The following is a 17,136-nucleotide window of genomic DNA, read 5'->3' as shown; positions in this document are numbered from 1 at the left end:
TTGCACAACGCTGGCTGCAAATTGCACCGACCGGCGCAATCTGCCCCACCTCTTAGCCCCATTTGGCCCGATCCCGCTGGGGTCGTCCTGTTGGCCCGATCCCTGCTTTCTGCATAGCGAGCAACGGACTGCACCAGAGGGAGAGGTCGCCATGAACACCATCAACCTGCACCGGATGAAAAGCTGGGCCAAACAGGGGGAGACGCCACTGGCTCGCCGGGTATGGCGACTGGCCAAAAGTGCCCGCCACTGGTCATTCCCCGTGATCCCCCCCCTGCATCGGCTGCTTTATCGGCTCTATCTGCTGGGCAGCAACGCGCTGGCGACCCTGACCCGCACCCTCTGGTGGACCCCCTTGTTTCAATCTCGCCTGACGGCCCCGGCACCGCGCCTCTATCTCTATGGCGGCATCCCCTATATCAGCGGTCCGGTCACCATCGAAATTGGTGCCGACTGCCGCCTCAGCGCCGCCATGACCATCAGCGGCCGGGCATCGAGCCAGACACCAAGGCTGGTCATTGGCCGCAATGTCGGGATTGGCTGGCAAACCACCCTGGCGGTGGGCAGCAAGATAGTGCTGGGGGATAACGTCAGAATTGCAGGGCGTGCCTTTCTGGCGGGCTACCCGGGGCACCCGGTAAATGCCCGCGATCGCGCCCGGGGCCTGCCGGATCGCGATGAACAGGTGGGGGCCATTGTGCTGGAGCAGGATGTCTGGCTTGGCACCGGGGTGATGGTGATGGCCGGCGTCACCATAGGCGCCGGCACCATTGTCGCCGCAGGCAGCGTCGTCACTCGGGATCTGCCCGCAGGTGTGCTGGCAGCGGGTGTACCGGCCACAGTACTGCGCACCTTGCAACCACAGGATCACAGCGACCCCGCACATGCTTCGGAGACCTTTGCATGAAACCACACTCACTGCCGCAACTGGTGGTGCTGGGCGAGGATTGGGGCCAGCACCCCTCCAGCACCCAACACCTGATCAAGCGTCTGTTGCCCGATTATCAAGTGCTCTGGGTCAACTCCATCGGCATGCGTTGCCCCCGCTTTACCCTTCATGATCTCACCCGCATCGTCCGCAAACTGGGGGCCGTGCTGCGCGGCGCGCGCCATGATGGCGGCCAGTCGGTTGCGCCAGTCGACGCCAGCAGCCCCCGGGTACTGCCGCCGCTCGCCTTGCCGCTGCCGGGCAGTCGGCTGGCGGGCAAGATCAATGGCCACTGGCTGGCGGCGCAGATCCGGCGCCAGTTGCCCGAGCTGGATCGCCCCCTGCTCTGGATCTCCCTGCCCAGCGCCGTCGATCTGATTGGCAAGCTCGAAGAGCGGGCGGTGATCTACTACTGCGGCGATGACTTCTCGGCGCTGGCTGGGGTGGATCATCAGGCCATAGCTCACTGCGAAGCCCGACTGGTGGAAAAAGCCGATCTCATTCTGGCCGCCAGCCCCGCGTTGGCCAGCCGCTTTCCCCCCCATAAAACCCGGCTCCTCAGCCACGGGGTGGATCTCGAGCTGTTTATGCCCCCCAGAGAACGCCCGGCGGATCTCCCCTCCGGCCGCCCCATTGCCGGTTTTTACGGCAGCCTGAGCGACTGGATTGATATTCCCCTGCTGGCAGAGACGGCTGCCGCCCTGCCCCACTGGGATCTGGTGCTGATTGGCCCGGTCCAGACCGATATCTCCCCCCTCAAGGGGCTCCCCAATATCCATTTGCTGGGGCCCCGTCCCCACCACACGCTGGCGGCCTATGCCCAGCACTGGCAGGTGAGTCTGCTGCCCTTTGTCGACAACGCCCAGATCCGTGCCTGCAATCCATTGAAATTGCGCGAATATCTGGCCGCAGGGAGGCCCATCGTCAGCACCGATTTTCCGGCTCTCGATGGCTATCGGGATCAGATCCAGCTCCCCCACGATGGGGAGAGCCTGGCCCAGGCCATCAACCGGGCCGCCTTTGATCAACCCAATCCGGGCTGGTTTCAGGAGAGTGGCTGGGAGGGGCTCACCCGCAGCGAAGGGCGCCACACTCGCCAGCAGCAGGTGGCCCTGCAAAGCTGGGATCACAAGGCTGCCGAGCTGAATAACTGGTTGAAGGGGCTGGCCGGATGAGCAGAGGGCTTTGGCTGGTTATCCTGCTCTGCGCCAATGCAGCAATGGCCACTACCCGGCTGGAGGGGCAGACCCCGCTGCCCCTAACCAGTAACCAGACACCCCAGCGGCTCGATCTGAGCACCCAGAACTGGCCAATAGGGAGCGATGATGAACTGGTGATCGAGGGCCATAACCCCAGCGCCCACCCGCAAACCCTGATCCTGCGTATCGACGATGAGGCCTCGGTCAACTACCGTAGCCGGGTCAATCTGGAGCGGATTGTCGCCCCCGGCCCCTTTACCCAGCGCTTTGCCTTGAGTGAGTGGCGCACCAGCCAGCCCAGAGCACTGGCGTTGGACAAACTCACCAAGCTCTATCTCTTTATGGCCGATAACGCCCCCTCAATGACCATTCACCGCTGGTACTGGGAACCCGGTCTGACCCTGCCTGCGGGCACCATTGCGCTGGATCTGGGGGCGGCGGCTGCGCCCCGCTTTACCGGCTTTGAGCCCCTGAGCCCGGGGGATCCCCGGCTGATTGGCCACCCCACCCCCATCTTGCGTCCCTCCGGCGATGCCCTTGTGCGCGATGGGCTGCGCAATCTCGACGGGGTGCGGCTGGACCTGGCCAAAGGACGCTACCAGCTCACCCTCTGGCTGGATGACCCAGGTGAATGGGAGTACCTGCCCCACCCCTTCGAGCGCAGCGTGCTGGTCAATGGCGAGCCCATCTGGGCCGAGCAGTGGCAACCGCAGGAGTGGCTAACGCAGCGCTATCTGGCGGGGCAATCTCGCGAGGCACTGCCAAATCCGGATCCCTGGCAGCTGTTCGGGGCACGACAGGGCGGCCCGGTTCATGTCACCCTGAACCACCCCGGCGGCCCGCTCACTATCACATTGGTGGGTCACTCACCGGATGCCAAATACCTGGCGGGGCTGCTGCTTGCCCCCTATCCGGCCAGCACCCGCAAAGAGGCTCTCCCGAATAGTGGAAAAGATCTCGCCGTATTGGCCGACGCTACCGCAAGCGTGCTGACCAAGCAGCGCCAGCTGTTTTTGGAAAAGTGGACTCTGGCCCCCTATTCCCCAGCCCCAGCTTCGCAGCAACTGAGCCTCACGCCGATTACGGATGCCGCCCCAACCCTGCAGATCGCCCCGCTATCTGCGGCCGATGCGTTGCAGCAGGCTTCACAACCGGTGCTGGCCGCCCGTGGCAGCCAGCTGTTGCTGGAGTTTGCCATCCACGCCGCCACCGACGATCCGGCACCCTTGCTGGTGATCCAGCCCCCCGAGCAGGCAGGATCACCGCTGACGCTGACCCCCTATTACGGCAAGTGGCATCTGGTTCGCCCGCAGGCGAGCGGCACCCTGCTGGCCCCCTCGGATCAGGAGCTGGTCGAGGGGATCGCCGGGCTCACCCTGCTTGCAGGCGTACCTCGGCGTCTGGTACTGCAGATCACCGTCCCTCGCGATGCGCCTGCCGGTCACTATCTGGGCAATATTCAGCTGCTGAGCCAGCAGCAACTGGTGCAGCTGCCACTGACTATCGAGGTGCTGCCGCTGACTCTGCCCGCGGCCAGCAAGCCGGTCGGCATCTATGTCGAAGCGCCCCCCTATCTGAATTGGCTGAGCCCCAATCCCGAGGCGTTAAAAGAGCAGATCGCCGCGGCCAGTCGCTGCGATCTGGCGCGGCTCGCCAAACTCGGGATCAGCGGCCTCTCGCCCGCCCTGCCACAGGATGAAGCGGGGATGCGGGAGATCATGGGAGAGGCGGCCGGGCTCGGCTTTGTGCCGCCCCTGCTGGCCTATACCCCGCTCAAACGCTGGGGGGGAGACCCTGCCAGCCAGCTTGATCAGTGGCAGGCCCGGCAACAGGGGCTGACCGCCAGCGGCTTGCCCCCGCTGGCATGGAGCCTGTTTGATGAGCCCGATCTTGCCACCCTGCCCGCCATCACCACCCTGGCGCGGGAGATGAAACGGCGGGATCCGGCGGTGATCCGTGCGGGTCACTTCAATCATCCGGGTCAGGTTGGTCTGCTGGCAGAGGTGGAGATTGCCCTGATCAACGCAGGCTTTGGCGCCGACAAGAGCGATGTGGCGCGAGTGCGCCAGCACAAGGTCACCCCCTGGTTTTACAATCTGGGCACCCCGAGAGCCGCCGGGTTTTACCTGTGGCAAAGCGGCGCCGAAGGCTATTTGCAGTGGCATGGCCGCATGCCGACCGCCCTGCCTTATGACCCCACCGACGGGCGGGAGAGCGACTTTATGCTGCTCGGCCCGCAAGCCTGCGAGGCGCACCGCCTCTCCCACGATCTGCTGGTGTTGCAGCAAGCCATCGAGGATCTGCGCTGGCTCGCCTGGCTGGAGCAGGAGGCCCGCTATCAAGTAGAGGCCGCCCTGCTGCTGGAGCGTCTGCGGGATCAGCTGCCGACCCGTTGGCAGGTGGCAGAGCAACTGCCCTCTGCCGCCTGGATCCAGTGGCGCCGCGAGATTGAACAACTGGCCAAGGGATTGAAAACATTGCAAACTGGTGCCAACTCATCCTCCTGAAGTGACTGCGTATGGCCAACCAGACTCCCCGCTCCACAGCAAAAGACAGCGCCCTGCGCTGCCTGTTGCCTCTGATGCTGCCGCTGCTGATCCTCACCGGTTGCGCCCGTCAGGAGCCGGTCAATGAGACCCTGCCGATCCTCAACCAGTTGCGGGAACAGCAAATGGCCGAACAGCCCCAGCTGCAACTGCAGTACCAGCAAGCGGAGACACAACTGCCAGCGGATCAGGAGCAGCTGCTGCATCAGTTTTTAGGACGCAAGGATCCGGCCCGGATTGCGCTGGTAAGCGGCCCCGGGCTGCAAACCGACATGCTGGAGAGTGCGCGAATGGCAAGCGTGCGACTGACTGCCCTCACCCGCTTGCTGGGAGCTCGCGCCATTGAGCTGGAGCCCCGCTATGACCCCATGCTGGCCCCCAATACCTTGCTGATCCGCATTCTGCCAAACGGTGAATCGGAGGCGGTCACCCCAGCGGCGGCGCAATAAGGCCGAGGCAAGAGGTTGGCAAAGCCACCCGATAGAGGGGATAAGGGGCCAGCCCCCACAACTTGCGCCAACCCTGGGTAAGACGGTACGAGAGCAGCGGCGGGCTCTGGTGCAGCTCGCCTAAAAACATCACCCCCTGACTCATCCCTTCACCCGCCAGCGTCACTGACATCGCCTCGCTATCCGGCGCCACCAGCATGGCCTGCAGCAGGCCGTCACAGCGGGGATGGGCCAGCTGATAGCTGACATAGGTGCCGCCCAATACCGGCGTGGCCACCCGCAAGCGCCAGCCCAACTGGACCAGCTCCATCAGCATGGGTTTGGCCCCCTCATTGATCGCCCGGTTCTGATAACGCCAGCCCATGGCGGCAGCACTGAGCAGCGCCACCAGCAACAGCAGCAGATATCCCCTAGATAGATGCATCACGGCGCCCCCGGATAAAGAGGATGGTCATCACCAGTAACATGATGGCCCACTGGTAGAGCTGGGCCAGCGAGCCGGTATGCAGCCAGCCATACCAGCGCAGATCCAGGCTCATCAGCACCAACCGCAGCTGATTGGCCCCGATATAGAGCAGGCAAACCAGCAGCAGCATGGGCCACTGCCGGTAGAGGGGGCGCTCCGGTGCCAGCCAGCAGCAGGAGACCAGCCAGGAGAGCACCACCAGATAGAGTTGAGAAAACGAGGAGCACCCCTTGAGCACGATCAGCGCATGGCCCCCCAACCGCTCGATGCGATTGCCATCAAGGCGAGTCTCCCAACCCAGCAGCTGCAACCACTGGCCCACACCCCAGGCATCGAGCGCCAGCACAGGGCCGGAGAGCAGGGCAAACACCTGCTGCCCCCACAACACCGCCACGGTAAAGGCGAGCACAATCTGCAACACCGCCCGCTCATCGCCACTCTGATGACGGCGCCACAGCGAGGCCACCAGCAACAGACAGGCCAGCGCCTTGCAACTGGCGCTGGGGATCAGGATCAGCAGGATAAAGAGGGCGAGCGCCAGTGGATGCGGGCGCCAGCTCGGTGCAACCCGCGATGCAATTTGCCACCAGATAGCAATCAGCAACACCACCAGCAGGTTGAAGTGGCCCATATTGAGCCACACCATGCCCCACTGATTGGCCAAACCAAGTAGCAGCCAGTTGGGTGCCCACTGCCAGGGACGGATCTCCATCGCAACTCCTGCCGGTTATCAGCGCTTTTGACCGCTGTCGCAAGTTCCATGCCTGCCCGGTCTCACCCGGATCAAGCCAAGTCAAAGGATTCGCCAAAGCTGGCACGCTTTATTCATTCCACCCTGCTGGCACTAGCGCCAAGGAGAAGGAGTGGGCAATGAAACTCAAACCGTTGGCAGGGCTGCTGGGGATGTTGTTGGTAACCTCCCCCGCATACGCCTTGACCGAAGTCGATACCGAACTGCAACTGCTGATGGATGTGTCGGGCAGCGTCAGTTCATCGGAATTCAATCTGCAATTACAGGGGTATGTGGACGCCTTTTACAGTCAGGATGTACAAAGCGCCATCCTCGACACCAGTGGCGGCAAACTCGGGTCCATCGCCGTACAGATGATCATGTGGAGCAGCAGCAACCAGCAGAGCGTGATGACTGACTGGTTCCACCTCTACGACATGACCTCCATCAACAACTTCGCCGCCACCCTGGATGCCCTGGTGCGCCCCTATGCGGGGATGACGGCCCCCGGTTCGGCGATGGCCTTTGGTGTCCAGCAGTTTGATACCAACAACTTCACCGCCGCCCGCCAGGTGATGGATGTGTCGGGTGACGGGATCCAGAACAACGGGCTGGATACCTCTACCGTGCGGGATCAACTGCTCGCCTCCGGCATCGATACCATCAACGGCATCACCATAGGTCAGGACTACGCCGATGGGGTGCTGCAAGAGTGGTATGTGGAGAACGTGGCGGGCGGTCAGGATGCATTTGTTATCAATGCCACCACCTTCGCCGACTTTGGCAATGCGCTGGAGCTCAAACTGGCAGCCGAAATTGAGGGGGGCATTATTCCGGAAGGTGCACTGGCCGCCCCCATCGAGGAGATCCCGCTGGCCGCCCAGCTGCTGCTCGGTGTGCCGCTACTGCTGGCCTGGCGCTATCAGCGCCGTAACCAGGGACGCCTGCTGCAAGCCAACTGGCAACAAACACCTGCCATCGGCTAGTTAATCACCCCGTGTGTTGCGATTAGGGAGCTATGGCTCCCTGATTTTTATCTGTAAACAAGGATGAGTGGCTGAGCATATACAGCAGTTGTGCTCATGATTGGGCTGAGGCAGGCTACTCGACTAAAACATGGGGCTGGCGGATCTTTACGACACTTCTTATTGAAATTTACAACTTGGTATCAGGTAGACAATCAGCAAACTCTCTTTGAATACGTGGTATTTTACCTACCTGCTCACCACCACCATGCAATATAATTAACAGCATGCCCACCATTAACGACACCCCGTTGGATATTCTGACCATCTGCTCAAGTAAAGGAAGTGGATAACCCTTACTGTGGCGGTGGATTGCATGAAGTCCACCGTGGATGAACGAACTAAGAGGTTTCCAAGAATACTCTTTGAATTCTCTCAACATATCCAACGGTTCTTGAGGGGACTTTCCTTGTAGTTTTTCTAACATTTCGCTGAGCATAGGAAGCTTATTTGCCTTATTTGCCGTCTCCTGCGTCAGCTCGCTGGTTAACTTTAAAACATCTGTATCGGTTGCAGCGTAGAGCAGCCACATTGCCCGAACCAGTGCCTCATATTGAAGACGAACAAGCCCCGTAGCCGAGGTTAGATTACCTGCTGATATAAGTATTTTGGCACTTTCAGCATGCTCGAAAGCAATACTACACATGACTCTGCTCACCATGATTCTTTGTGAGTCATCGAAGGGAGGCAGTACTAAAAACTCCAGTAAGTTTCTTTCAAGTTCAGCAGAGCGTGACAACAGATAATTTATCAATATAGTCTCTCCTCATTACGATTTTTTAAGGGCAGTAGGTTAGATTAGAGAAGCGTAATCGGACGTTCGCGGCCTTTCTGTAATATGTTTCTTTAACTCGCCAAAACCCTTCCATCTTGCCACTTCTCCGCCCCAAAACTCACTCTCGAACTGGCGTCGGTCGTGACGTGCTTGCCACATTGATGGGGAGTATCACCGCGAGCGTCCGATTACGCCTACCGGCTAATCGGACGCTCGCGCCTTTTTACAATATTTCTCTTTAACTCACCCAAACCCTCCCAAATTGCCACTTCGCCCCACCCAAAAAACTGACTCTCGAACTGGCACCGGTCGTGACGTTATTGCCGCATTGATATGGAATTTCACCTCGATCGTCCGATTTCGCTGCGCTAATCGAACCTACGAGCTGTTTGTTATAAAAGCTCCCGTCGCATTGATGATAAATAGGCAAAATGCTTGAAATTATCTGGCACTGATTTTCCAACACTGAGTTCTTTATACACAAATTTAATAGCACAAGCGCCTAATGCAGCCACATTTAACGTTTGTACATATGGTTGGTAGTTTTCTGGTAAGTAGTCTTTTGCTAAAACACCTGCATTAGCAACACCAAACCAAGGGTCAGTGGCCACTGCAGTTAGAGACCGCTTTACTCTCTCAAACTTTGTTTCTTTCATAACACGATTAAAATCATTTAGATCGCGATGAAGTTTATTCAGAACCTTAATCTTACGTTTTGGTATATCTTGGGCGGTAAGCACTGAATCAACGACTAAGTCCATTGAATCCCTTAATGCCAATAGTTCATCATTGCGACGCTTTTTAAACTCATAAACCTCGGGCAAAGGCACGTCACCAGTTGGTACTTGAATGGCATTATATAACTCAAACTCTAAGCAACCTTGAGTTTTCGTATACTGCTGTGGAATCAACAAATGATCGGTAGGCTGTGCAATACTCCATTCTTGCTCTGCATTTTTATTATTTTCTTCATATGCAGCCATTTGTGTCGCCAAAAATAGGAGTCCATTTTGGTCACCACGAAGCTCTCTAAAATGAACTGATGTTGACTTTGCAACACCTTCTTGGATTAGAAAATCCAAGTCATCTCCTGCTCCATAGTGAATCATATTGTTCGTCGGATAATCAATTTTATCCCAAAAAAGCAAATATTTTCTTAAATTAGTTGGTTCGACAGGACCATTAATTTGCAATCCATGGCCACCATTTAAGATATTGTAATTAGGTGTAATTACTATTCCTCTTTCCACCATATCTCCTAATTTTTATGACAGTATTAAAATGGAAGGCTGCATTAATATACTGGTAGCGTTTACATCTAACCCCGCAGAAAATAATTCTTTATTAACAGACACATGCATGTGTGAGTTTTATCAATAGTTCCACTTGTACCACCAGTGCAAACCAACAGTCAAGAAACGAAATTATAAAACGCTACCAGACCTCATATTTATAAACACATTTGAACGGTGCTCGACACCAATCATCTCAAATGATGTAGCTGCCCCAGCAGCTGACAAAGTCTTATAAAAAAGGCCTTATCACAAGGCCTTTTCAGATATATTCAGGTTCCTGCTGGCAGCCCGCTTTTACGGCAATCACCCCGGTTCTGGTGACAAGGGCAACACCTGCCCATCCAGCGCATGATCACTATTGGATGGATAGTCCGGCACCGGCTCGCAGTAGGGAATGCGGCTTAGCACCGGCGCCTTGACCAGGGCGGCCAGCTGATCGGAGCGGCGCAGGCTGGCATCCGCCAGTTCGGCCACCAGCGCCAGACCGCAGCCCAGCCCCAACCCGCCAACAATGCCCGCCAGCAAAAACAGCCAGAGCGGGTAGTTGCTCGGCTTGCTGGGGGCAAAGGGTTTGTCGATCACCTTGATCCGCTCCCCCTGCTCGAAGTTGCCCAGATCGCCAGTCACCTTGGCCTTCTCATAGCGCAGCAGCAAATCCTGATAGAGGGTGCGTTTGACCGCCAGATCCCGCTCCAGCTCGGCGAGCTGGCGTTCGGTATCGCCCTGGGAGTCGACCACCTTGTCCAGCCCATCCAGCTGACTCTTCAGGCCGGCGGTGTTTTGCTCCGCCTCCGTCAGCTGCGTCTGGGCCAGCTGCCACTCGGGCCCGCGCGCCATATCCGGCTGAGATTTGAGCTGCTCGAACTCCTGCTGCAACTGGTCAATCTGATAGCGCAGGCTCTGAACCTTGCTGTGCTCGTCGCTGTAGCGGGCCCGCAGCAACACAAGCTCGGTACGCATCAGTTGCAGCTTCTCATCCAGCTGGCGGGCCAGCTGGCTCTCCTGCCCCAGTGATAGCTGATCGACCCGGGCCTTGGCCTGCTGCAGGGTGATCAGGCTCTCGGCATAACGCTCCTGCAAGCCATAGAGACGGGCGACGTTGGTACTCTGCTGCTGGGGCAAGGCGCTGGCATGCTCCCGTTTAAAATCGGCGAGCAGCTGCTCGGCCTCTTGCAGTTCGCTGCGGCGGCTGTCGAGCTGGCTTTGCAGGAAACGTTCGGACGACTCCGCCGACTGGCGCCCCTTACTGAGCAGGTTGAAGAAAAAGCGCCGAGAAATGGCTTCGAGCAAACCGGCGCTGTTGGCCGCCGAATCCGCCTTGACCTTTATCTCGATCACCTCATCGCCGATCAGCCGCAGCGAGACGGCACTCGAGAGCCAGTCCATGATGGCATCGCGCTGAGCTGGGGGGGTCTCGTCATTGACCAGGCCACGATCCCGCGCTACCCCGTCCAGCACATAACGGCTGCGCAGCAGGGCTTCGAGCACCGCAAAGCGATCCTTGAGACTCTCCTGAGTGATCAGATCCTTGAGGGTCGGGGTCTGGTTGGCATCTTGCGGCACCATAAAGGTGGTGCGGCTCTCATACTCCTTGGGGGTGAGCAGGCCGACCGTCACGCCCACCAGCGGCATCACCAGTACCGGGATCACCAGCAGATAGCGGCGCCGCCAGGCGGCAAAGAGAATGATGTAGAGGTTGTAATAGAACTGGACAGGCATGGCATCACTCCCTGAGAAAAGCCCTTCCCCCGCACGATGCAAAGGCAGTGCCACCAGAGGTGCTGATCGCCTCTGTGGGCAGATCGCAAGAGTGGTACAAGATTCGCATTCTCCCGCTATCCGGGGTGTTACCCCTTCCCTTGCCGGAGCGCGAACCATGTTGTCATCAACCCCGTCGCACAGACCCCATCCCCGCAGAAGCTCCATCGTTCAAATCGTGCAGCACCTGCAGCCGGGCGGGCTGGAGACCATGGTGCTCAACCTCACTCAGGCGAGCCCTGCCGAGCAGCCGGTGCATATCATCTCCCTCGAAGGGCGCAAAGGGGATGTGCTAAGGGCATGGCCCGCCTTGCATCCCTTCGCAGGCAATATTCACTGTCTGGAAAAGCCCGCGGGCTGGTCGCTGGCGACCCTCTGGCGGCTCACCCGACTGCTGCGCCAACTCAAGCCCGTCGCGGTACATACCCACCATCTGGGGCCCATGCTCTATGGCGGCCTGGCCAGTCGGCTGGCCCGGGTGCCCACCCTGGTACACACAGAGCACGATGCCTGGTATCTCGATGATCCCCATCAGCGCACGCTGGCCCTGTGGGGGCTGCGCGCCTTCAAGCCGATTCTGGTGGCCGATGCCACGCCGGTGGCCAACCAGCTGCTGGCCAAGCTGGGCCAGCTGTCGCCAACCGTGATCCCCAACGGCATCGATGAGCAGCGCTTTGCCCCGGACGCCGCCGCCCTCGCCCGTCAGGAGATGGGGCTGCCACAAGGGGTCAAGTTGATTGGCTGTGCCGCCCGCCTTGAGTCGGTCAAGGGGCATAACTTGCTGCTGGAGGCGATCCGAGCCCTGCCAGAAGAGGTGCATCTTGCGTTGGCAGGGGTCGGCAGTTTGCAAAATGCGTTGCAACAACAGTGTCAGCAACTGGGGATCACCCATCGGGTCCATTTTCTGGGGCTGGTCGAAAACATGCCGCGCTTCTATCAGGGGCTGGATCTCTTCTGCCTTCCCTCGCTGGCGGAGGGGATGCCGCTTTGCGTGCTGGAAGCACAAGCGTGCGGGGTGCCGGTGGTGATGAGCGACGTGGGGGCGGCCAGAGAGATCGTCTGCCAGGCCAGCGGCCATATCCTGTCGGAGCGGGATCCCGGCCGCCTTGCCCAGCTTCTGGCACAAGGGTTGCTGCAGTGCCATAGCCTGCGTGCCGTCACCCGTGAGTTTGTGTGCCAGCAAAGCAGCTTGAGCCGGATGGCTCAGGCCTATCAGCAGCTTTACAGCCGCTGATCAAGCGACCCGATGACCAGAGGAGCATCCCATGGAATGGATCATGATCGTGTTCTGGCTGTGCGCTGTACTGGTGGTCTACCACCATGTCGGCTATCCCCTGCTGCTCAAATTCGGTGGTCGGCAGGCGCGCAAGGTCGCCAATCCGCCCCGCCCTCTGGATCGGGGATTCAAAGCAGAGGCCGCCGATGAGGCGCTGCCGACCATCACTTTGCTGATGCCGGTCTACAACGAGGCGGCGACCATCGCGGCCAAGCTGCAAAACCTCGCCAGCCTCGATTACCCCGCCGACAAGCTGTGGGTGCATGTGCATTTCGACGGCTGCAGCGACAACAGCTACCCCATTGCGCTCAGCCAGCTCGGTGATCCCGCCCTGCAGCAGTTGCAGATCAGGCTGTTTGATCACCCCCGCAATCGCGGCAAGGTCGCCGTGCTCAACGAGGCCATGACCCGGGTGCACAGCGATCTGGTAGCCCTCACCGATGTCTCGGCCCTGCTGCCCATCGACAGCCTGCTGCTGGCGGTCGCCCATTTTGCCGATCCCAAGGTAGGGGTGGTCGGGGAAGCGTACCGCTTCTGGCAACCGGGCTCCCAGGGCGAGGAGAGTTACTGGCACTATCAAAGCCAGATCAAGCTCTGCGAGTCGGCCCTTGGCGGCATGCTGGGGGCCCACGGGGCCTTTTACATGATGCGCCGGGAGTGCCTCACCCCGCTGGCCGCCGATACCATCAACGACGATTTCATCCTGCCGATGCAGGCCATCGCCAAAGGGTATCGGGCTGTCTATGACAATCGCTGCGCCGCACTGGAGCTGGAAATTTCCGATGCCGCGCTGGAGGCGACACGGCGCAAGCGGATCGGCGCTGGCAACACCCAGCAGTTGTTGCGGTTGCTGCCCCTGCTGCACCCCAAATTCGGCTGGGTTGCCTTCAACTTTGCCAGTGGCAAGGGGCTGCGGGTGTTGATGCCGCTCTGCCTGACCCTGCTGTGGCTCTGCGCCATCCCGCTGGCCACCCAATCCCTGCTGTTTCAGCTGTTGCTGGGGCTGCAACTGCTGGGGTATCTGCTGGTCATCCTGATCCAGCTGACCCCTGTGCACCCCTGGCCCAATCTGTTTCGCAAGATCCACTATCTGGTGATCGGACACTGGTACAACGGCATGGGCACCCTGCGCTACTGCCTACGCGCCCCCATACGTTTCATGTCACAGGAGAAAGCCGTATGACACACCCCATTCCAAGATTGACCCTGGTGGTCAAACGCAGCATGGATCTGCTCGGTGCCACTCTTGGCCTGCTGCTGACGCTGCCGCTGTGGCCACTGATCATGCTGGCCATCCGGCTCGATAGCCCGGGTCCGGTGTTCTTTCGTCAGCTGCGGATCGGGCGCAGCCACGCCACCCATACCGAGCTCTTTTTCATGATCAAGTTTCGCACCATGCGCGCCGACGCCGAGGCGGCCACCGGGCCGATCTGGTGTGGCAAGGGGGACAGCCGGATCACCCGCAGCGGCGACTTTCTGCGCAAAACCCGGCTCGATGAGCTGCCGCAGTTTATCAATGTGCTCAAGGGGGAGATGTCGCTGATAGGCCCCCGCCCGGAGCGACCCGGTATCGCCAACCGGCTGGAAGATGCGGTGCCGTACTTTATCGAACGCACCTATGAAGTGGCCCCCGGCATTACCGGTCTGGCACAGGTCAATCAGGGTTACGACGAGTCGCTGGATGATGTGCGCAGCAAGCTGGCGTTCGATCTGGCCTACTCGGTTGCCCTGCTCCACCCCTGGCGCTGGCTGGTGCAGGATGTGCATATCATCGGCAAGACGATCGCCATCATGGTTGGCAAAAAGGGGCGCTAATCCCGCTGTGCCAACCTCAACCACACCCCAACCCCATCAGGCCATTGCCACTGCAATGGCCTTTTTTTATGGCGCATCCTTGTGGCACATCAACGTTGATCACCGAAAAGTCAGCGATCTGATCGCCATTATCTGGCCCCATCCATCCAAAGGCCTGATGCCAGTTTGCCCCACCGCAGAAACCCGAGCGTTGCGTGATCACAGAAGCAATCCGCCCCCTGCAACCCCTAACACCGGCACATAAAAAAACGAGTGGCCAGCGGCCACTCGTTTTGACAGGTTTCTCCGTGATTCAGGCGCCGTAGACGGCCAGAATATCGGTCACTCTGTTGCTCACGCTGTACCCGCGGGCTATGGTGTTGCGGGCCGCCTGACTCATTTTGCTGCGCACCACCCCATCGCTGCGCAGCCAGTAGTTGACCAGCTCCGCCATATCCCGCACATGGCCGGGCTCCACCAGCCAGCCATTGGATTTATGGTCGATCAGATTGACCAGCCCCCCCACCGCAAAGGTACAGACAGGTATGCCGTGAGCCATCGCCTCCAGGGCCACCAGCGGCAACCCTTCAAAGCGGGAGGTGATGCAGAGCAGGTCGATGTTGTGCCACTCATTGGCCATGTTCTGGAAACCATGAAGCTGGACGCGATCACCATACTGCTGCAACAAGGCACTTTTCATGGGGCCATCCCCGTAGAGATGAAACGCCCCATCCGGGCAGAAGGCGGCCAGCTGGCAAAACGCCTCCGGCCCCTTTTCCGGCGAGAGGCGGCCGACAAAGGCAATCCGGTTGCCAGATACCGTAGCCGGCGTCGCAGGCATGGGGACAAAGTTGCTGATCACCGTGCTTGGCACAGGCAATTTGCGAGCGATGGGCTCGCTCACTGCAATACACTTCGCAAAACGCGCTGTAGTGCGATCCAGCCAGCTGTAAAACTTCAGCAACCCCTCCCCGTCATCTCCACTGTGAAAAGTCGAGACCACCGATTTGCCAGTGAACCAGGCCGTCAGCCGCCCCAGCACCCCGGCCTTGTAGCCGTGGGTATGGATCAGCACAGAAGCAGGCTGGCGGGCCAGACGGCGCATAAAATCGCGGCTGTTGTGGCACACCTCGTAGGGCAAGCCCTGTTGTTTGAGCAGGGTCGTAAAGGGGGTCATACCGTGGTTGCTCACCAGCACTATGGTGGGGCGAAATCCCCTGGCCAGCAGATCGTTGGCGAGATGGATAATGTGAACTTCAATTCCACCGACCTGACGCGCATCGATAGCCAGCCAGATCTGCTGCATGGGTAACATAAGGCCCTCCTCCCGTGGCTCCATGCCACCTGAAATGAGGCGCTGCATAGAGCGGGCCAGTCAGGCAAAGAGGGGCAGGATCAGGCGCCGGGACAGGCGACCAGCAAGAGGGTCATGTCATCGAGGGCGGCATCATTGATGCGTTCATCAAACCAGCGGGCAATGCGATGAGCCAGTTGCTCAAGACCGGGCCCCGAAGTCAGGCAGATCTCTTTTAGCTGCGACTCCCAGCACTGGCGCTCTGCGGCATCACGGCTATCGAGCAGGCCGTCGGTCCAGAACAGCAGGATCTCGCCGGGCTTGAGCTGACGCTCATTGGTCACGAAGTGGGGATCCGGGCGCAAACCGGGCAAGGGGCCGGTCACACCGACCTGACGGATGGTGCCGGGCCCGACCAGCCAGGGCGCCGGGTGACCCGCGCTGGCCCACTGCACCCGCCCCTCGTTGCCGAGCTCAATACAGAGGGTGGTGAGCAGGGTAGCCCCGAGGAGCGGATCACTGTGAACCGCATTGGACAAGATGGTCAGCAAGCGGGCGGGGGCGCGCTCCAGATCGTGCGCCGTCAGCAAACCGCGCAGATAACCGGCATAGGCATGGGCGAAGAACTTGGCTTCCGCATCGTGGCCCATCACATCTCCGAGCCACAGCACCCGATCCTTGACCAGCAGAAAGTCACCGCCCCCCACGGTGGCCGCACGGGTTTGCAACGCCAGCTGGTATCCCCCTATGGAGGTGGCGGGCAATAACGGGCGCAGCGCCGAGGTCATGCGCTGATCCAGCTGCTCGCCCCATTGCGACTTGAGCTGCTCCGAGCGTTGCAGCACCCGCGAAACCGCCAGCAACAGGTCCTGCTTGGTGATGGGTTTGACCAGAAAGTCATCGATCCCCAGCGCCCCCGCCCGACTCTGGGTCCACTGATCCTGATGACCGGTCAGGAAGATAAAGGGCACCCCCTTCATCTTGGGATCCTTCATCAATTGCTGGCGCAGCCCAAAGCCATCGATCCCCTCCATCTCGATATCGGAGAGCACCAGCGCGGGAGGTTGCTTTCCAAGCGCCAGCAGGGCGGCATGGGAGTCGGCATAACTTTCAACCCGGTAGTGCTCATGAAGGTAGGCGGTGAGCAAGGCACGCATCACCTTGTCATCGTCGATCACCGCGATCACCGGCAGTTGGTTGACCGGGCCCTGCTGGCGAAGGGTCACACGATTGCGCTCACCGTCGCGAGAGAAGTGCACCTCTGCAAACAGCTGGTGCACCAGCGCCAGCCCGTATCCCCCCTCCTGCAGCTCATCGGGTAACGGCGCACTGGCAAGACTGGGTTGCGGGCCGCCATCATCCTCCAGTATCAGACTCAAACCCGTTTCATCCTCTTTCAGCGTGAGCCAGAGCCGGGTCGCGGGAGGAGCTGTGTGTTTGACGCTATTGGTGGCCAGCTCACTGAAACAGAGCAGCCAGTTGGCTTGATCCTTTGGGGAGACCTGAAACAGGGAGAGCCCCTGTGCCAGCCGGTTGCGCAGTTCGCGCACCGACTGCAGGGTTGCCGGAGCAGATCGCAACCAGTCATCCATATCGGGCCT

The 17,136-nt window shown here is 59.7% G+C and carries 15 protein-coding genes; 8 read left to right on the top strand and 7 right to left on the bottom strand.

Features of this window, described 5'->3' with window-relative positions; translation table 11 throughout:
- The first annotated feature begins 151 nt into the window (after positions 1-151).
- The 4 genes from I6L46_RS05515 to I6L46_RS05500 are packed head-to-tail and all read left to right on the top strand — an operon-like array spanning position 152 to position 5,122.
- Positions 152-907: an acyltransferase gene (locus I6L46_RS05515; protein ID WP_201941985.1), complete on the top strand. Its 756-nt coding sequence runs from the start codon at positions 152-154 to the stop codon at positions 905-907.
- Entirely contained in the window at positions 904-2,103 is a 1,200-nt protein-coding gene (locus I6L46_RS05510; protein WP_216977578.1) for a glycosyltransferase, read from the top strand. The genes I6L46_RS05515 and I6L46_RS05510 overlap by 4 nt, the downstream gene beginning before the upstream one ends.
- Complete coding sequence (locus I6L46_RS05505; RefSeq protein ID WP_216977577.1) at positions 2,100-4,634, top strand: hypothetical protein; 2,535 nt, start codon at positions 2,100-2,102, stop codon at positions 4,632-4,634. Before I6L46_RS05510 ends, I6L46_RS05505 begins: the two co-directional genes overlap by 4 nt.
- Positions 4,635-4,645: 11 nt before the next feature.
- The gene (locus I6L46_RS05500; RefSeq protein WP_216977576.1) at positions 4,646-5,122 is read left to right on the top strand and encodes a hypothetical protein; all 477 of its coding nucleotides are present in this window, start codon (positions 4,646-4,648) and stop codon (positions 5,120-5,122) included.
- Here I6L46_RS05500 and I6L46_RS05495 read toward each other — a convergent pair.
- Together I6L46_RS05495 and I6L46_RS05490 are read right to left on the bottom strand one after the other, a co-directional pair.
- Positions 5,100-5,546, bottom strand: a complete 447-nt coding sequence (locus I6L46_RS05495) for a hypothetical protein (protein ID WP_111900041.1) — start codon at positions 5,544-5,546, stop codon at positions 5,100-5,102. The genes I6L46_RS05500 and I6L46_RS05495 overlap by 23 nt on opposite strands.
- Positions 5,533-6,300 (bottom strand): hypothetical protein, encoded by a 768-nt coding sequence (locus tag I6L46_RS05490; protein WP_005351432.1) that lies wholly within the window; start codon positions 6,298-6,300, stop codon positions 5,533-5,535. Before I6L46_RS05490 ends, I6L46_RS05495 begins: the two co-directional genes overlap by 14 nt.
- A gap of 158 nt (positions 6,301-6,458) precedes the next feature.
- Between I6L46_RS05490 and I6L46_RS05485 the strand changes: the two genes are divergently transcribed.
- Entirely contained in the window at positions 6,459-7,304 is an 846-nt protein-coding gene (locus tag I6L46_RS05485; protein ID WP_111900042.1) for a DUF1194 domain-containing protein, read from the top strand.
- A gap of 169 nt (positions 7,305-7,473) precedes the next feature.
- On the opposite strand, the gene I6L46_RS05480 is transcribed toward I6L46_RS05485, so the two are convergent.
- The 3 genes from I6L46_RS05480 to I6L46_RS05470 all read right to left on the bottom strand — a co-directional run bounded on the left by I6L46_RS05480 (position 7,474) and on the right by I6L46_RS05470 (position 11,132).
- Positions 7,474-8,097 carry a hypothetical protein gene (locus I6L46_RS05480; RefSeq protein ID WP_162632510.1) on the bottom strand — a complete coding sequence of 208 codons (624 nt, stop codon included), beginning with the start codon at positions 8,095-8,097 and terminating at the stop codon, positions 7,474-7,476.
- A gap of 413 nt (positions 8,098-8,510) precedes the next feature.
- Positions 8,511-9,368 carry a DUF6236 family protein gene (locus I6L46_RS05475; protein WP_216977575.1) on the bottom strand — a complete coding sequence of 286 codons (858 nt, stop codon included), beginning with the start codon at positions 9,366-9,368 and terminating at the stop codon, positions 8,511-8,513.
- A gap of 348 nt (positions 9,369-9,716) precedes the next feature.
- On the bottom strand, positions 9,717-11,132 hold the full coding sequence (locus I6L46_RS05470; protein ID WP_139435338.1) for a GNVR domain-containing protein: 1,416 nt from the start codon (positions 11,130-11,132) through the stop codon (positions 9,717-9,719).
- A gap of 157 nt (positions 11,133-11,289) precedes the next feature.
- On the opposite strand from I6L46_RS05470, the gene I6L46_RS05465 reads away from it, so the two are divergent.
- The 3 genes from I6L46_RS05465 to I6L46_RS05455 are packed head-to-tail and all read left to right on the top strand — an operon-like array spanning position 11,290 to position 14,262.
- Positions 11,290-12,405, top strand: a complete 1,116-nt coding sequence (locus I6L46_RS05465) for a glycosyltransferase (protein WP_216977574.1) — start codon at positions 11,290-11,292, stop codon at positions 12,403-12,405.
- Between the two features lie 31 nt (positions 12,406-12,436).
- Complete coding sequence (locus I6L46_RS05460) at positions 12,437-13,630, top strand: glycosyltransferase family 2 protein (protein WP_216977573.1); 1,194 nt, start codon at positions 12,437-12,439, stop codon at positions 13,628-13,630.
- On the top strand, positions 13,627-14,262 hold the full coding sequence (locus I6L46_RS05455; protein WP_088869117.1) for a sugar transferase: 636 nt from the start codon (positions 13,627-13,629) through the stop codon (positions 14,260-14,262). Before I6L46_RS05460 ends, I6L46_RS05455 begins: the two co-directional genes overlap by 4 nt.
- A 292-nt stretch (positions 14,263-14,554) precedes the next feature.
- Here I6L46_RS05455 and I6L46_RS05450 read toward each other — a convergent pair whose 3' ends face one another.
- Together I6L46_RS05450 and I6L46_RS05445 are read right to left on the bottom strand one after the other, a co-directional pair.
- Positions 14,555-15,556, bottom strand: coding sequence for a glycosyltransferase family 4 protein (locus tag I6L46_RS05450; protein ID WP_088869118.1), 1,002 nt, complete (start codon positions 15,554-15,556; stop codon positions 14,555-14,557).
- A gap of 80 nt (positions 15,557-15,636) precedes the next feature.
- On the bottom strand, positions 15,637-17,127 hold the full coding sequence (locus I6L46_RS05445) for a SpoIIE family protein phosphatase (protein WP_216977572.1): 1,491 nt from the start codon (positions 17,125-17,127) through the stop codon (positions 15,637-15,639).
- Positions 17,128-17,136: the final 9 nt, after the last annotated feature.

Origin of the sequence: Aeromonas sp. FDAARGOS 1416 (assembly GCF_019048085.1) — a bacterium.
GTDB classification, from domain to species: Bacteria; Pseudomonadota; Gammaproteobacteria; order Enterobacterales; family Aeromonadaceae; genus Aeromonas; species Aeromonas veronii.
Note: the sequence above shows the minus strand (reverse complement) of the source record. Positions and strands in the feature narration are given on the sequence as shown.

Coding starts and splice junctions, on each gene's coding strand:
- I6L46_RS05515 (WP_201941985.1), top strand. CDS start 152: ATGAACACCATCAACCTGCACCGGATGAAAAGCTGGGCCAAACAGGGG.
- I6L46_RS05510 (WP_216977578.1), top strand. CDS start 904: ATGAAACCACACTCACTGCCGCAACTGGTGGTGCTGGGCGAGGATTGG.
- I6L46_RS05500 (WP_216977576.1), top strand. CDS start 4,646: ATGGCCAACCAGACTCCCCGCTCCACAGCAAAAGACAGCGCCCTGCGC.
- I6L46_RS05465 (WP_216977574.1), top strand. CDS start 11,290: ATGTTGTCATCAACCCCGTCGCACAGACCCCATCCCCGCAGAAGCTCC.
- I6L46_RS05460 (WP_216977573.1), top strand. CDS start 12,437: ATGGAATGGATCATGATCGTGTTCTGGCTGTGCGCTGTACTGGTGGTC.
- I6L46_RS05450 (WP_088869118.1), bottom strand. CDS start 15,556: ATGTTACCCATGCAGCAGATCTGGCTGGCTATCGATGCGCGTCAGGTC.
- I6L46_RS05490 (WP_005351432.1), bottom strand. CDS start 6,300: ATGGAGATCCGTCCCTGGCAGTGGGCACCCAACTGGCTGCTACTTGGT.
- I6L46_RS05455 (WP_088869117.1), top strand. CDS start 13,627: ATGACACACCCCATTCCAAGATTGACCCTGGTGGTCAAACGCAGCATG.
- I6L46_RS05505 (WP_216977577.1), top strand. CDS start 2,100: ATGAGCAGAGGGCTTTGGCTGGTTATCCTGCTCTGCGCCAATGCAGCA.
- I6L46_RS05495 (WP_111900041.1), bottom strand. CDS start 5,546: ATGCATCTATCTAGGGGATATCTGCTGCTGTTGCTGGTGGCGCTGCTC.
- I6L46_RS05470 (WP_139435338.1), bottom strand. CDS start 11,132: ATGCCTGTCCAGTTCTATTACAACCTCTACATCATTCTCTTTGCCGCC.
- I6L46_RS05445 (WP_216977572.1), bottom strand. CDS start 17,127: ATGGATGACTGGTTGCGATCTGCTCCGGCAACCCTGCAGTCGGTGCGC.
- I6L46_RS05485 (WP_111900042.1), top strand. CDS start 6,459: ATGAAACTCAAACCGTTGGCAGGGCTGCTGGGGATGTTGTTGGTAACC.